Raw genomic sequence first — 13422 nt, 5'->3', positions numbered from 1 at the left:
CTAAACACATGCGGGAGAGGGCAAGCCCCCTCCCGCATTTTTGATCCGGTTCCGTCAGTTGGTAAACGGCGCCGAACCGATCCTCGTCGTGGTCCGCACCCGACCTTCCAAGCGACGCTTCAACCCCCGCGCCTCGATCACCAGCTTCGCGCCCTTGGCCGCATTGGCCCGACCCCATTCCTCCAGCAACTCCAGGCAAGAATGGTCGATGTAACTGAGGTTGTTCAGCGGTACATGCAGGGTGGTTCCCGCCGGCACCGTCGACAGCACGCGGGTTAATGCCGGCACTTTCAGAAAAGTCGCCGCGCCGCTCAAACGCAATTCCATTTCACCGTGGCCGGGCAAATCGATCAGGCTGATTTTCAGGCGCGAAGCCTTGAACGCCAGTTTCAGCAACGTCAGCCCGAAACCCACCAGCACGCCGGTCAGCAGGTCGGTAAAGACGATCGCCAGCGCCGTGGCCGCATAGGTAAACATCGGCATCCGCCCGTAGCGGCCCAACGCGCGAAACGCCTTGACGTCCACCAACTTGATCCCGGTGTACACCAGCACGCCCGCCAGGCTCGCCACCGGAATGCTTTGCAGCACGCTCGACAGCAACAGCACGAACCCCAGCAGCCACACGCCATGGAACATCGCCGACAAGCGCGTGGTGGCGCCGGCCTGCACGTTGGCCGAGCTGCGCACGATCACACCCGTCATCGGCAAGGCGCCGACCAGGCCGCAGAGCATGTTGCCTACGCCTTGCGCGGACAATTCCTTATCGAAGTCAGAACGCTGACCACTGTGCATGCGGTCGACTGCGGCGGCCGAAAGCAGGGTTTCGGCACTGGCGATAAACGCCACGGCGAACGCGGCGATCAACAATTGGGGATCGGCCAGGTTCAGCAAGTCGCTGGGACGCAGCCAATCGATGGCGTCGGCGAGGTTTTCCGGCACCTCCACGCGCTTGACCTGCAACGCCAGTACCAAGCTGGCCAGCGTTGCCAGGCCCACACCCAACAAGGCGCCCGGCACAAACCGCAGCGGTTGCGGGCGGAACTTATCCCACAGGTACATCACCAACATGGTCGACAGCCCCAGCAAACCGGCCTGCCAGCCAAGGCCGCCGCCCAGGGTAGGCACCGCCGCTGCCAACGCGGCCGGGAAGCCCGCCAGGTTGTCCAGCCCTGATGGCTGGGGCGCACCGTCGAGCATCACATGGACCTGCGACAGCACAATCAGCACGCCGATCCCCGCCAACATGCCGTAGACCACCGCCGGCGCCGTGACACGGAACCAGCAGCCCAGGCGCAAACGCCCGGCCAGCAGTTGCAGCAAGCCGGCCAGCAGCAGGATCGGCCCGAGCATCGGCATGCCGTGCTGGCGCACCAGTTCGAACACCAACACCGCCAACCCCGCCGCCGGCCCGCTGACTTGCAACGGCGACCCCGCCATCCAGCCCACCACCAGGCCCCCGATGATGCCGGTGATCAGGCCCTTGGCCGGCGGCATGCCGGAAGCGATCGCGATCCCCATGCACAAGGGCAGGGCGACCAGAAACACTACCACGGAGGCCAGCAGCTCCCGAGGCAACACAGCTTTTAATTGAGCAGCACGCATGATGACTCTCCCGAGGCATTCGCCGGGCGCGGCAAAGCCTGGCTGCATCCATGGCAGCCACCGCTTTACCCGGCAGGGAAGTGTGTTAGAAGCGCGCTTTAGGCGTCGCGGAGGGGATTGGTTCGGTGCCGTTCAGCGGTCGAAACGCCGCCTTTTCCGCATCGTAGGCGCGGATTTCACTGGTCTCGATGTTGTAGATCCAGCCATGGATAAACAAATGACCATTGGCCATGCGCGAAGCCACGGACGGGTGGGTGCGCAAATGCTGCAACTGGGCGATGACGTTTTCTTCGGTCAGCATCTTCATGCTCTCGCCTTCATTGGCGCAGTCGCAGTTGTCGTGAACCATGGTCTTGGCGACTTCGGCGTGCCGCAGCCAGGCCTTGACCGTCGGCATCTTCTCCAGGCTCGCGGGGTTGAGCACCGCGCGCATCGCGCCGCAGTCGGAGTGCCCGCACACGATGATGTGCTGCACGCCCAGGGCAAGGACCGCGTATTCGATGGCCGTGGAAACGCCGCCGTTCATCTGCCCGTAAGGTGGCACCACGTTGCCGACGTTACGGGTCACGAACAGGTCGCCGGGCGAGCTCTGGGTAATCAGCTCGGGCACGATGCGCGAGTCGGCGCAGGTGATGAACATCGCCCGAGGGTTCTGGGCTGTGGCGAGTTTCTTGAAGAGTTCTTCTTGCTGAGGGAAGACGTCGTGATGGAAATGCAAAAAGCCGTCAACGATGTGCTTTAGCGCTGCATCGGCGGACTCCGCCACTTGAGCGGCTGAAGCCGACGCAGCCAACGGCTGTTTATCCTTGTCACTCATGATTCATCCTCTTGATTAATGCAGGGGAGGGTTCAGGTCAATTCGACGCCGGGCCGATGGAATAGTTTTAGAACGCCGCAAAGCCGGGTGCCAACTCGTCAGTCACTCGCTGAACAAAGTAGCCGTCGAAACTTAACTCAAACTGAATCAACCGCTCTAGATCGCGGGTTTCAGTGATGTCAAAACGCGACCACCTCTACGATCACAGTGCGTATTTGCCCGATAGTCTACAACAACGCCATCTGCCTGCCCGGTGGGCAGAACGCCGTGCAATCCAGATTGAAGCCTTCCCGACGGTCGAGCCCAAGGCGCTTGATTGCCTTGCTGAAGCGCTGCGCCAGCAGATCGGCAAACGGCCCCTCTCCGCGCATACGCACGCCGAAGCGACTGTCATACACGCCCCCACCCCGCACCTGGCGTACCAGGCTCATCACATGGGCCGCGCGCTGCGGGTAATGCGCCGCCAGCCACTCCTCGAACAGCGGCGCCACCTCCAGCGGCAGACGCAGCATCATATACGCGGCACTTTGTGCACCGGCTGCATGGGCTTCGGTGAGCAGGCTCTCCAGCTCGCTGTCGTTGATCATCGGGATCATCGGCGAACACAGCACCCCCACCGGGATACCGGCCTCGCGCATCACCCGGATCGCCCGCAACCGCGCCTTGGGCGCCGCCGTGCGCGGTTCCAGGATGCGCTTGAGTTCGTCGTCGAGGCTGGTGAGGCTGATCATCACCGCCACCAGCCGCTGGCGCGCCAGTTCGGTGAGCAGGTCGAGATCGCGCAGGATCAGCGAGCCCTTGGTGATGATGGTCACCGGGTGCCGATAGCGCAGCAGCACTTCGAGGGTTTGCCGGGTGATCTTGTACTCGCGCTCGATCGGCTGGTACGGATCGGTGTTGGAACCCAGGTTGATCGGCGCACACACGTAGCCGGGCTTGGACAGCTGCTGTTCGAGCACGTCGGCGGCGTTGGTCTTGGCGATCAGCTTGGTTTCGAAATCCAGCCCCGGCGACAGGTCCCAATAGGCATGGCTGGGCCGCGCATAGCAGTAGATGCAGCCATGCTCACACCCGCGATAGGGATTGATCGAGCGATCGAACGGCAAGTCCGGCGAGTTGTTGCGCGTGATGATGGTCTTGGCCGTTTCGATACGCACTTCGGTGCCCTGGGTCGGCGGCACCTCCTGGTACCAGCCGTCGTCCTCGGCCACGCTGACGGTGGGCGCGAAACGATTGCGCAGGTTGGTCGCCGTGCCCCGGCCACGGGGCGGCAGAGGTGCAGACATGAAAACGCCCCTATACTGTTTTTATATACAGTATAGGGGCGCAAGCTGGATGACCAGTGCCGTTTGGCGGTCAGTGCGGTTGCGTGACTTGCCCCAGGTCGTCGCCTGACGTCGTGTGCATGTCGTTCTTGCGTAGGTCGGCCACGTCACTGGCCTTCACCGCAGCACCTTTATTACCCCAGCTACCGCGCACAAAGCTGACGACATCCGCCACTTCCTGGTCCGACAGGCGCCAGGCAAACGCCGGCATGGTGAAGGTGGACGGCGCAGTGTGGGTGGCCGGCAAAGTGCCGCCGTTCAACACGATGTTTATCAGCGACGTGGCATCCGCCGTCTGCACCACCGGGTTGCCCGCCAGCGCCGGGAACACCCGCGTGTAGCCATGACCGTCGGTGCGATGGCAGGCGGCGCAGTTGTCGATATACACCGACGCGCCCGGCCGGCTGTCATCGCCTTTCCACAGCGCTTCGGCCACCTGCTTGTCGTACTGGTGCGGCGGGTTTTGAGGGTCCACCGCCGGCAGGCTCTTGAGGTAGCGGGCGATCGCGGTCAGGTCGTCCTGGGACATGTACTGCATGCTGTGGACGACCACATCGCTCATGCCGCCGAACACCGCGCTGCGATCACTGCGGCCGGTCTTGAGGAATTGCACCAGTTGCTCTTCGCTCCAACTGCCGAGGCCGTCCTTGTGGTCGCCACGCAGGCTTTTCGCGATCCAACCTTCCAGCGGCGCACTGCCGGCCAAAAAAGCGCTGCCGTCGGCCGCACTCAAGGCTTTTTCCTGCATGGTCAGCGCCCGCGGCGTATGGCACGCGCCACAGTGGCCGAGGCCCTCGACCAAGTAAGCGCCACGGCTGATCACCGGATCGGCGCCCGCCACTTCCGGGGTATCCGCCACGGGCGGGGCAAACATCCAGCGCCACGCCGCCAACGGCCAACGCATGCTCAAAGGCCAGGGAATGTCACTGGCCCGGTTTTCCTGGGCGACCGGTTCCACGCCCTTCATGAAGTACGCATACAGCGCCTGCATGTCGCTTTCACTGACGCGGGCGTAAGACGGATAGGGCATCGCTGGGTAAAGCGTACTGCCACTCTTGGCGACGCCATGGCGCACGGCCTTGTCGAAGTCCGCGAAGCTGTAGGCGCCCAGGCCGGTCTTGTCCGGGGTGATGTTGGTGGAATAGATCACGCCGATGGGGGTCTCCATCGGCAGGCCGCCGGCGAACGGCTTGCCGCCCTTGGCAGTGTGGCAGGCGACGCAGTCGCCGGCGCGGGCCAGGTATTCGCCTTGCTTGATCAGGTCGGCGTCGGCGGCGCTCACCGAGCAGTTGCCGAGCAACGCCAGGGACGCCGCGAAGGAGGCGATAACACGTGCTTTCATGGTCATCGTTCCTTATGCCTGAACCAGTGGGCCGGGATTTTTCAGGTACTGCTCACGAATCGCTCGCGCCGACCAGTAGGTCAACGCCGCCACCAGGCCGGTAGGGTTGTAACCTAGACCTTGTGGGAAAGCGGACGCACCGGGGACAAACACGTTGTGTACATCCCAGCACTGCAGGTAGCGGTTCAACGCACTGGTTTTCGGGTCGGTACCCATGATCGCGCCGCCGTTGAGGTGGGTGGTCTGATAGGACGCGGTATTGAAATGCTCACCGACCTTCTTGCCCAGCACGGCAATGGCCTTGGGGTTCATCGCTTCGGCGATCTTGCCCATTTTCTCGACCATGAAGCGGTTCATCTTGATGTCGTTTTCCTGCCAGTCGAAGGTCATGCGCAGCAGCGGCAGGCCGTAGGCATCGTGGTACACCGGGTCCAGATCGAGGTAGTTGCCGCGGTAGGATTGATGCGCGCCGTGGGCATCCATCGACACCTGATGGGTGTAGTAATCAGCGGTGGCACGCTTCCAGGCGCTGCCCCACGCCGGAGTACCGGGTGGGTTGGAGGTGCCGGCGATCGGCCGACTGCCGGCCTGGTTGACCCACATCGGCGAGCCCCCGACGAAGCCATGGGGCCCGTGGTCGAAGTTGTCGGCGTTGAAGTCATCGATGGCCACGCCATTGCCGCCAGCACCGATAAAGTTGTTGGTGTGGGTGTCCTTGTCGAAGAAGGCCTTGATGGTCGCCATGTTCTGGTAGGCGAAGTTCTTGCCTACCACGCCTTCGCCGCTGATCGGGTCGTAGGGCTTGCCGATCCCCGACAGCAGCATCAAGCGCACGTTATGGAACTGGAACGCGCCGAGAATCACCAAATCGGCCGGCTGCTCGCATTCCCGCCCCTGGGCGTCGATATAGGTCACGCCGGTCGCCTTGCTCTTGGTGTTGTCGAGGTTGACCTTGAGTACGTGGGAATTCGGCCGCAGCTCGAAGTTCGGCACCTGGCGCAACGCTGGCAGGATGTTCACGTTCGGCGACGCCTTGGAGTACATGTAGCACACGTAGCCACTGCAAAAACCGCAGAAGTTGCACGGGCCCATTTGCGCGCCGTAGGGGTTGGTGTATGGCCCCGAGGTATTGGCTGATGGCAGGTTGTAGGGTTTGTAACCGACTGCCGTGGCTGCTTTCTGAAACAGCTGCGCCGACACCGTGTTCTTCTGCGCCTCCAACGGGAACGGGTTGGAACGATCCGGCGCATACGGGTTGCCGCCACGGCCTTCGCCGACCAACTGACCGTTGACGGTCCAGGCCTGGCCGGAGGTGCCGAAGACTTTTTCGGCGTAGTCGAAAAACGGCTCCAGCTCTTCATAGCTGACGCCGAAGTCCTGGATAGTCATGTCCTTGGGAATGAAATGTTTGCCGTAGCGCTCTTCGTAGTGGCTGCGCATGCGCAACTCGATAGGGTCGACGCGAAAATGCACACCCGACCAGTGCAGCCCCGCACCGCCGACGCCGTTGCCCGGCAAAAAGGCGCCGAGCTGACGGTTGGGCAGGGCGACGTCATTCACGCTATGGCGAATTGTCACCGTCTCCTTGGAGATGTCCTGGAAGAGTTTTTTACGCACGCTGTAGGTCAATTCGTCGATGACCTGGGGATAGTTGCCGTCCGGGTAAGTGTCCTGCATCGGGCCGCGCTCTAGCGCTACCACGTTGAGGCCCGCTTCCGTCAGTTCCTTGGCCATGATCGCGCCAGTCCAGCCGAAGCCGACGATCACCGCATCCACTTTTTTCATGATGGTCGCCACGTTTATGCCCTCTCGCCGCGAATGGAAACCGCCGGGAAGGGGTATTGCTCGTTGCGCTCCACCCAATCCATGAAGTCGGCGCGGGCGCCGGGGAAGCCGATCATGGTCCAGCCGACCAGGCCTTTATTGCCGCCGTGGATCGGATCGCAGAAGAAGCCTTCCTTGGTGTTTTGCAGCAGCAAATTGAAGAACATCTTCGGCGGCACCGCCTCGAAATGGGCACTCACCTCACTACCGCCAGCCTCCAGGCGGCGCAGCATGTCATCCTGGGTAGCGCTGTCTTGCGCAGCAAAAGCCTTGCCGTTGAACGCTTTCGACCAGGCATCCGTCGCGGCAATGCCCAGGCGATAGATGACCTTGGGTACCAACTTGCTCTGCCAGCCCATTTCCGGCGCGGCGTCGGCGTTGAACGGACCTTGCATGAACCACAGCGCGCCACTGGCGTAGGGCGTGTTCATCTGGCGGTCGATGTATTCCGCCGCACCGGCTTCCAGGGCGCCAGGGCCTTGGGCATCGGCGGGGATCAGGCGCGCCACGGCGGCGTTGATGAATGCCCATTCTTCGGCGCTGAAATAGCTCGGCTCATACGCCTTGTCGCTGACCGGCGGCGAAGCGGGGCTGGCTTGGGCCGGTGCGGGCGCGGCCATCAGCATCGAACCGCCAAGGCCGGTGCTGGCAACCGTGACCACCGGGATCAAGGTCAAGGATTTGCGCAAAAAGTCACGCCGGGGGTTGTCTTGATCTTGATCAGACATGGGTGTACCTCATCATGTGGTCACGGGTTTATCAGCCGCTTCTAGGAGCAGCTTGTGGTTTGGCAGCAGCAAGGTGGACCCCACCGATCCAAGCAGATAGAACGTAGCGGCAATCAATAGTTACAAATGATAGCAGGCTAAGTATAAAGAGAATCGATTCAGCGTCAAAACTGCAACATCGACGGTGATTCACAATTCTTTGACGCGCCCCTCACACCCCATTGACCGCGCCTGGCCGACTCTTGGCATCACCCGCCAACCCCCTATCGGTTACGTCGCCCATGTTCAATCATCAATGGCTACCGGCCCTCGGCCTTGCGTTCCTGGCACTGTTCACCAGCGCTCACACCTGGGCGGACGACAGCACATCCCTGCGTTCCCCCGAATGGGCGCAGCCGGTCGGCAATCAATACAACCTGCACCAGATGACGCCCACCCTCTACCGCAGCGCGCTGCCGGACAGCAATGCCGTGCCTCTGCTGGAAAAACTCAAGGTCGGCACGGTGATCAACTTTCTGCCGGAGTCCGACGACAGCTGGCTAAAAAATTCTGATATCCGACAGATCCAGCTGATTTATCGTACAAATCATGTCGATGACGCTGACGTGCTGGCCGCACTGAGGGCGATCCGCGACTCCGAAGCCAACGGTGCAGTGCTGATGCACTGCAAGCATGGCTCAGACCGCACCGGCCTGATGGCGGCGATGTATCGCGTGGTGGTTCAGGGGTGGAGCAAGGAAGAGGCGTTGAACGAAATGACCTTGGGCGGCTTCGGCAGCAGCAAGGGCTTCAAGGACGGCGTTCGCTACATGATGAAGGCCGATATCGACAAGTTGCGCACAGCCTTGGCCAATGGCGATTGCAGCACCAGCGCGTTTGCCCTGTGCTCGGTGAAAAGCTGGTTCAACACAGCCGGCAACAGCCATGTCGAACCTCAGAAAAGCACGCTGACGCTGACAACCCCCTGACAGGGTCTCAGTCTTTCTTCAGCTTGGGATTAGGAAAAAACTGCACCGACTGCACCGTCGGGTCCGGCGCTTTGAGCGCCGAGGTGTTGACCCGCGTGCCCAATTCCTTGGGCACTGACAAACCTTGATCATTCAAGGTGTCGGTATAGCCGCAGGCCACGCATTCGCGATGCGGCACGCTGTCCTCGGTCCACATCTTCAACTTGTCCGGCTCGCTGCACGCCGGGCAGACAGCCCCGGCGATGAATTGCTTTTTGGTAATCACTGGTACGTCACTCATGCTGCTGCGTCCTCACTCAGGCCGCTGTGGCGCAAGAGTGCGTCAATCGACGGCGCACGCCCGCGGAAATCGACAAACAACACCATCGGCGCCTGGGAACCGCCACGGGCCAGGATCGCCTCGCGGAAAGCACGTCCGGTTTCGGCATTGAGCACGCCGTCTTCTTCGAACTTGGAGAACGCATCGGCCGACAGCACTTCAGCCCACTTGTAGCTGTAGTAACCCGCGGCGTAACCACCGGCGAAGATATGCGCGAAGCTGTTGGGGAAGCGGTTATAGGCCGGCGGACGCATCACCGACACCTCGTCGCGCACGCTTTCGAGTACCTGCGCCACACTGCGGCCATCGCCATGGGTGGCATGCAATTCAAAGTCGAACAGCGAGAACTCCAACTGGCGCACCATCATCAGGCCGGACTGGAAGTTCTTCGCCGCGAGCATTTTTTCCAACAGGTCCTGGGGCAGCGGCTCGCCGGTTTCATAATGGCCGGAGATCAGCGCCAGGCCTTCCGGCTCCCAGCACCAGTTCTCCATGAACTGGCTCGGCAATTCCACCGCATCCCAGGCCACGCCGTTGATGCCGGACACGCCGGCATGCTCGACACGGGTCAGCAGGTGATGCAGGCCGTGGCCGAATTCGTGGAACAGCGTCGTCACTTCGTCGTGGGTCAGCAGGGCAGGCTTGCCGCTGTCGGCCGGGGTGAAGTTGCACACCAGGTTGGCCACCGGGCTTTGCAGCACGCCGTCGATGGTGCGGCGACGGTCGCGGGCGCCGTCCATCCAGGCGCCGCCACGCTTGTTGGCGCGGGCGTACAGGTCGAAGAAGAAGCGGCCGACGTGCTGGCCGTTTTCCTTGATTTCGAACAGCCGCACGTCTGGGTGCCAGGTGTCGAAGCCCTTCTGCTCGGCGATCTCGATGCCATACAGACGCTGCACGATGGCGAACAGGCCGCCAAGCACCTTGTCGATCGGGAAGTAGGCGCGCAAGGCTTCCTGGGACACGCTGTAGCGCTGCTCACGCAGTTTTTCACCGTAGAAACCGCTGTCCCAGCTTTGCAGGTCGGCGCAGCCTTGTTCGGCGGCGTAGGCTTTGAGCTGTTGCAGGTCCTGGGCGGCAAACGGCTTGCTGCGCTTGGCCAGGTCGCGCAGGAAGCTCAGCACCTGGTCGCTGGAGTCGGCCATTTTCGTGGCCAGGCTCAATTCCGAGAAGGACGCATAGCCCAGCAGTTGGGCGAGTTCCTGACGCAGGTCGAGGATCTGTTCCATGACCGGGCCGTTATCGTTCTGACCGGCATTCGGGCCTTGGTCCGACGCTCGGGTGCAATAGGCTGCGTAGATTTCTTCGCGCAGGGCGCGGTCCTGGGCGTAGGTCATCACCGCGTAGTAGCTGGGGAATTCCAGGGTGATCAGCCAACCGTCGAGGCCTTTGGCCTGGGCCGCGGCGGCCATTTGCGCCTTGGCCGAGTCGGTCAGGCCGGCGAGGGTGGCTTCATCGGTGACGTGTTTGGTCCAGGCCTGGGTCGCGTCCAGCAACTGGTTGGAGAACTTGCTGCCCAGTTCGGAAAGCTTGCTTTGCACTTCGGCGTAGCGTTTTTGCTGCTCGGGCGGCAGGTCGATACCCGACAGGCGGAAATCACGCAGCGAGTGTTCCAGGATGGTTTTTTGCGCCACGTCGAAACCGCCGGCTTCCGGGCTGCTGGCCAGGGCTTCGAAGGCCTGGAACAGTTCGCGGTTCTGGCCCATCTCGGTGGAATAAGCGCTCAACGCCGGCAGGCATGCCTCGTAGGCTTCGCGCAGTTCGGCGCTGTTGCACACGGCATTGAGGTGGCTGACCGGGCTCCAGGCGGCACCCAGGCGATCATTCAGCTCATCCATGGCGAGGACCAGGCCGGCCCACGTCGGATTTTTCCCCTGACTTTGCAGGATGCCTTCGATGGCAAGCCGGTTGTCGGCGAGGATCTGTTCGATGGCCGGCTGAACGTGCTCGGCACGGATCGCCGAGAACGGCGGCAGGTCGTAGGGCTGCAGAAGAGGGTTGTTCGCGCTCACGGTTGGCACCTTGGCTGAAGAAACATGTAAGAACAAAGATGGGGCCATCTTAATTACAATCAACGTCCACCGCAGCTATCAGCAGAAGAGAGAGAGGCTATCGTGACCCTTCGCACCTATCAGAACCACACGCCAACCCTGGGCGCCGGGGCTTTTGTCGATATTTCGGCGGTGGTGATCGGCGATGTCGAAATCGGCGACGACAGCTCGGTTTGGCCGCTGACGGTGATCCGCGGCGACATGCACCGCATCCGCATCGGCGCGCGCACCAGCGTGCAGGACGGTTGCGTGCTGCACATTACCCACGCCGGGCCGTTCAATCCCGATGGTTTTGCGCTGCTGATCGGCGACGACGTGACCATCGCCCACAAAGTCATGCTGCACGGCTGCACCGTCGGTAATCGCATCCTGATCGGCATGGGCAGCATCGTGATGGACGGCGCCGTGGTCGAAGACGACGTGATCATCGGTGCCGGCAGCCTGGTGCCGCCGGGCAAGAGACTTGAAAGCGGCTTCTTGTACGTCGGCAGCCCGGTTAAACAGATCCGCGAACTGACTGACAAGGAACGCGCGTTTTTCACCTACAGCGCAGCGAACTACGTGAAGCTCAAGGACCTGCACCTGGCCGAGGGATTCGATCAATGACTCTGCACCATCAAACCGTACTGTTCGATCTGGACGGCACCCTGACCGACCCGCGCGAGGGCATTACCCGTTCGATCCAGTACGCCCTGGGCAAACTCGGTATCGATGAGCCGGACATCACCCAACTGGAACATTTCATCGGCCCGCCGTTGCTGCAAGCCTTCATGCAGTTCTACGACTTCGACGAAGCCAAGGCCTGGGAAGCGGTGAATTTCTACCGTGAACGCTTCAAAGTCACCGGTTTGTATGAAAACCGCGTGTTCGACGGGGTGATGCCGCTGCTCGAAGCCCTCAACAGCCAAGGGCGCCAGCTGTACGTGGCCACCTCCAAGCCGTGGGAATTTGCCCGCGAGATCGCCCGTCATTTCGATTTTGCCAAGCACTTCAAGGTGATCTACGGCAGCGAACTGGACGGCACGCGCACCAACAAGGTCGAGCTGATCGCTCACTTGATGCGCGAAGAACGCCTGGACCCGGCCACCACCTTGATGATCGGCGACCGCAAGCATGACTTGATCGGGGCGCGCAGCAATGGGCTGGATTCGGCGGCGGTCGGGTATGGGTTCGGCAGTTTCGAAGAGCTGAGTGCCGAAGCGCCGACCTGGCATTTCGAGACGTTGGCGCAGATGCATCAGGCGTTTTTGCAGCGGCCTTGAGGGCGCTATCGGGAGCAAGCTCCCTCCCACATTTTGATCCGTGTACGCAGGCCAAATGTGGGAGGGGGCTTGCTCCCGATGAGGCCCTACCGGCCAACACCTTCCAACTGCCTCAACGCCGCCTTACGCTGTGCCACCGGCAGTTGGCCCATCCGCTCCACTGCCGCATAGAACTTCAGCCAATCCCCGCCTTCCTGCCGGAACAACGCCGCAAACGCCGGCACCCACTGGTCATACAGCCCGAACGGTAAAAGCCGCGCATTGTTCATCGGCAGGTTCATCCAGGCGTCATAACGCTTGTCGCCGCCCCACTGACTGTCCCGCACCCGCCGGTAGTCGCTGCGCAAACGCTCGAATTCAGCCGCCTTGGCCCGCCGCATCGCATCGGCCGCCAAGGGCTGGGCGTAGAGTGTTTCCAGACGTTTGCGAGTATCGAGGAGCAACTGGGTAAATTGGTCACGCTGCTGCAGCGCCGCGCTGCCGATCGGCGCCAGGCCACGGGCGGCGCGCCATTGGCGCGTGCCTTCCTGCTCGACAAAGGTGGCAAAGGACTCGTTGAACTCGGTGTCGTCCTTCACGTAAAAGCGTTGGTGCGCCAGCTCGTGAAAAATCAACGTGGCCAGCCGCTCGTCGCCCCAGCCCAGCATCGAACTCATGATCGGGTCATTGAACCAACCCAAGGTGGAATAGGCCTCGACGCCGCCAATCGACACGTCCATGCCTTGTTGCTTGAGCAACGCCGCCTCACCCCGCGCCGCGCCCTGGCTGTAATAACCGCGATAGGCGACACAGCCAGCGATGGGAAAGCAGTGATTTTGCGCCGACAAGGAAAATTCCTGCGTGGCAAAAACATTCCAGACCACATAAGGCCGGCCAATATCGGCGTACAACCGGTAACTCTGATTGTCAGGCAGGTGCAACTGCTCGCTGGCGAACGTGCGCGCCTTTTGCGATTGCACCAAGTGCTCACGTAACTGTTGCGGCCGCGCCGGGTCGGCAATCACCTTGGCCACCGGCTCCCGAGCCTGCAGCAACTGCCACTGGCCGCTGGCCAATTGGCCGTAGTAATCGACGCTGGAACAACCGCTGAGCAGCACCCACCACAACCCTGGAAGAAAACGCCTGATCATGCCGCGACTGCTCCTGGGTAATTGGCTCGCCAGCCTATCGTGACTGCCCGGCGTTTT

The 13422-nt window shown here is 61.8% G+C and carries 12 protein-coding genes; 3 read left to right on the top strand and 9 right to left on the bottom strand.

The window, feature by feature from the left end:
• Positions 1-54: 54 nt before the first annotated feature.
• From JN756_RS00320 to JN756_RS00295, 6 genes are all read right to left on the bottom strand, one after another.
• Positions 55-1602, bottom strand: coding sequence for a SulP family inorganic anion transporter (locus tag JN756_RS00320; RefSeq protein ID WP_126589236.1), 1548 nt, complete (start codon positions 1600-1602; stop codon positions 55-57).
• Between the two features lie 85 nt (positions 1603-1687).
• Positions 1688-2419: a carbonic anhydrase gene (locus JN756_RS00315; protein WP_017849002.1), complete on the bottom strand. Its 732-nt coding sequence runs from the start codon at positions 2417-2419 to the stop codon at positions 1688-1690.
• A gap of 227 nt (positions 2420-2646) precedes the next feature.
• Positions 2647-3705 carry a PA0069 family radical SAM protein gene (locus JN756_RS00310; RefSeq protein ID WP_126589237.1) on the bottom strand — a complete coding sequence of 353 codons (1059 nt, stop codon included), beginning with the start codon at positions 3703-3705 and terminating at the stop codon, positions 2647-2649.
• Positions 3706-3775: 70 nt separating this feature from the next.
• The gene (locus JN756_RS00305; RefSeq protein ID WP_201021684.1) at positions 3776-5086 is read right to left on the bottom strand and encodes a c-type cytochrome; all 1311 of its coding nucleotides are present in this window, start codon (positions 5084-5086) and stop codon (positions 3776-3778) included.
• A 12-nt stretch (positions 5087-5098) separates the two neighbouring features.
• Positions 5099-6883, bottom strand: coding sequence for a GMC family oxidoreductase (locus tag JN756_RS00300; RefSeq protein ID WP_057004940.1), 1785 nt, complete (start codon positions 6881-6883; stop codon positions 5099-5101).
• Positions 6884-6885: 2 nt separating this feature from the next.
• Positions 6886-7638, bottom strand: coding sequence for a gluconate 2-dehydrogenase subunit 3 family protein (locus JN756_RS00295; RefSeq protein ID WP_201021683.1), 753 nt, complete (start codon positions 7636-7638; stop codon positions 6886-6888).
• A gap of 281 nt (positions 7639-7919) precedes the next feature.
• Between JN756_RS00295 and JN756_RS00290 the strand changes: the two genes are divergently transcribed.
• Positions 7920-8606 carry a tyrosine-protein phosphatase gene (locus tag JN756_RS00290; protein WP_046381547.1) on the top strand — a complete coding sequence of 229 codons (687 nt, stop codon included), beginning with the start codon at positions 7920-7922 and terminating at the stop codon, positions 8604-8606.
• Positions 8607-8613: 7 nt separating this feature from the next.
• Here JN756_RS00290 and JN756_RS00285 read toward each other — a convergent pair whose 3' ends face one another.
• Positions 8614-8886: a YheV family putative zinc ribbon protein gene (locus JN756_RS00285; protein ID WP_046381548.1), complete on the bottom strand. Its 273-nt coding sequence runs from the start codon at positions 8884-8886 to the stop codon at positions 8614-8616.
• Entirely contained in the window at positions 8883-10982 is a 2100-nt protein-coding gene (gene prlC, locus JN756_RS00280) for an oligopeptidase A (RefSeq protein WP_169881584.1), read from the bottom strand. The genes JN756_RS00285 and prlC overlap by 4 nt, the downstream gene beginning before the upstream one ends.
• Positions 10983-11036: 54 nt before the next feature.
• Between prlC and JN756_RS00275 the strand changes: the two genes are divergently transcribed.
• Both JN756_RS00275 and JN756_RS00270 read left to right on the top strand, forming a co-directional pair.
• On the top strand, positions 11037-11579 hold the full coding sequence (locus JN756_RS00275) for a gamma carbonic anhydrase family protein (protein ID WP_017848994.1): 543 nt from the start codon (positions 11037-11039) through the stop codon (positions 11577-11579).
• Complete coding sequence (locus JN756_RS00270) at positions 11576-12235, top strand: HAD family hydrolase (RefSeq protein WP_079442550.1); 660 nt, start codon at positions 11576-11578, stop codon at positions 12233-12235. The genes JN756_RS00275 and JN756_RS00270 overlap by 4 nt, the downstream gene beginning before the upstream one ends.
• An 86-nt stretch (positions 12236-12321) precedes the next feature.
• Here the strand turns inward: JN756_RS00270 and JN756_RS00265 are convergent, their stop codons facing one another.
• Positions 12322-13365: an aminopeptidase gene (locus JN756_RS00265; RefSeq protein WP_057004936.1), complete on the bottom strand. Its 1044-nt coding sequence runs from the start codon at positions 13363-13365 to the stop codon at positions 12322-12324.
• Between the last annotated feature and the right edge of the window lie 57 nt (positions 13366-13422).

Source organism: Pseudomonas sp. Y39-6, from assembly GCF_023651955.1.
GTDB classification, from domain to species: domain Bacteria; phylum Pseudomonadota; class Gammaproteobacteria; order Pseudomonadales; family Pseudomonadaceae; genus Aquipseudomonas; species Aquipseudomonas veronii.
This window is presented reverse-complemented; position numbering and strand designations above follow the sequence as displayed.

Excerpts from the sequence above, each read along its gene's own strand:
- JN756_RS00320 (WP_126589236.1), bottom strand. The coding sequence starts at position 1,602 with ATGCGTGCTGCTCAATTAAAAGCTGTGTTGCCTCGGGAGCTGCTGGCC.
- JN756_RS00315 (WP_017849002.1), bottom strand. The coding sequence starts at position 2,419 with ATGAGTGACAAGGATAAACAGCCGTTGGCTGCGTCGGCTTCAGCCGCT.
- JN756_RS00310 (WP_126589237.1), bottom strand. The coding sequence starts at position 3,705 with ATGTCTGCACCTCTGCCGCCCCGTGGCCGGGGCACGGCGACCAACCTG.
- JN756_RS00305 (WP_201021684.1), bottom strand. The coding sequence starts at position 5,086 with ATGAAAGCACGTGTTATCGCCTCCTTCGCGGCGTCCCTGGCGTTGCTC.
- JN756_RS00295 (WP_201021683.1), bottom strand. The coding sequence starts at position 7,638 with ATGTCTGATCAAGATCAAGACAACCCCCGGCGTGACTTTTTGCGCAAA.
- JN756_RS00290 (WP_046381547.1), top strand. The coding sequence starts at position 7,920 with ATGTTCAATCATCAATGGCTACCGGCCCTCGGCCTTGCGTTCCTGGCA.
- JN756_RS00285 (WP_046381548.1), bottom strand. The coding sequence starts at position 8,886 with ATGAGTGACGTACCAGTGATTACCAAAAAGCAATTCATCGCCGGGGCT.
- prlC (WP_169881584.1), bottom strand. The coding sequence starts at position 10,982 with ATGGCCCCATCTTTGTTCTTACATGTTTCTTCAGCCAAGGTGCCAACC.
- JN756_RS00270 (WP_079442550.1), top strand. The coding sequence starts at position 11,576 with ATGACTCTGCACCATCAAACCGTACTGTTCGATCTGGACGGCACCCTG.
- JN756_RS00265 (WP_057004936.1), bottom strand. The coding sequence starts at position 13,365 with ATGATCAGGCGTTTTCTTCCAGGGTTGTGGTGGGTGCTGCTCAGCGGT.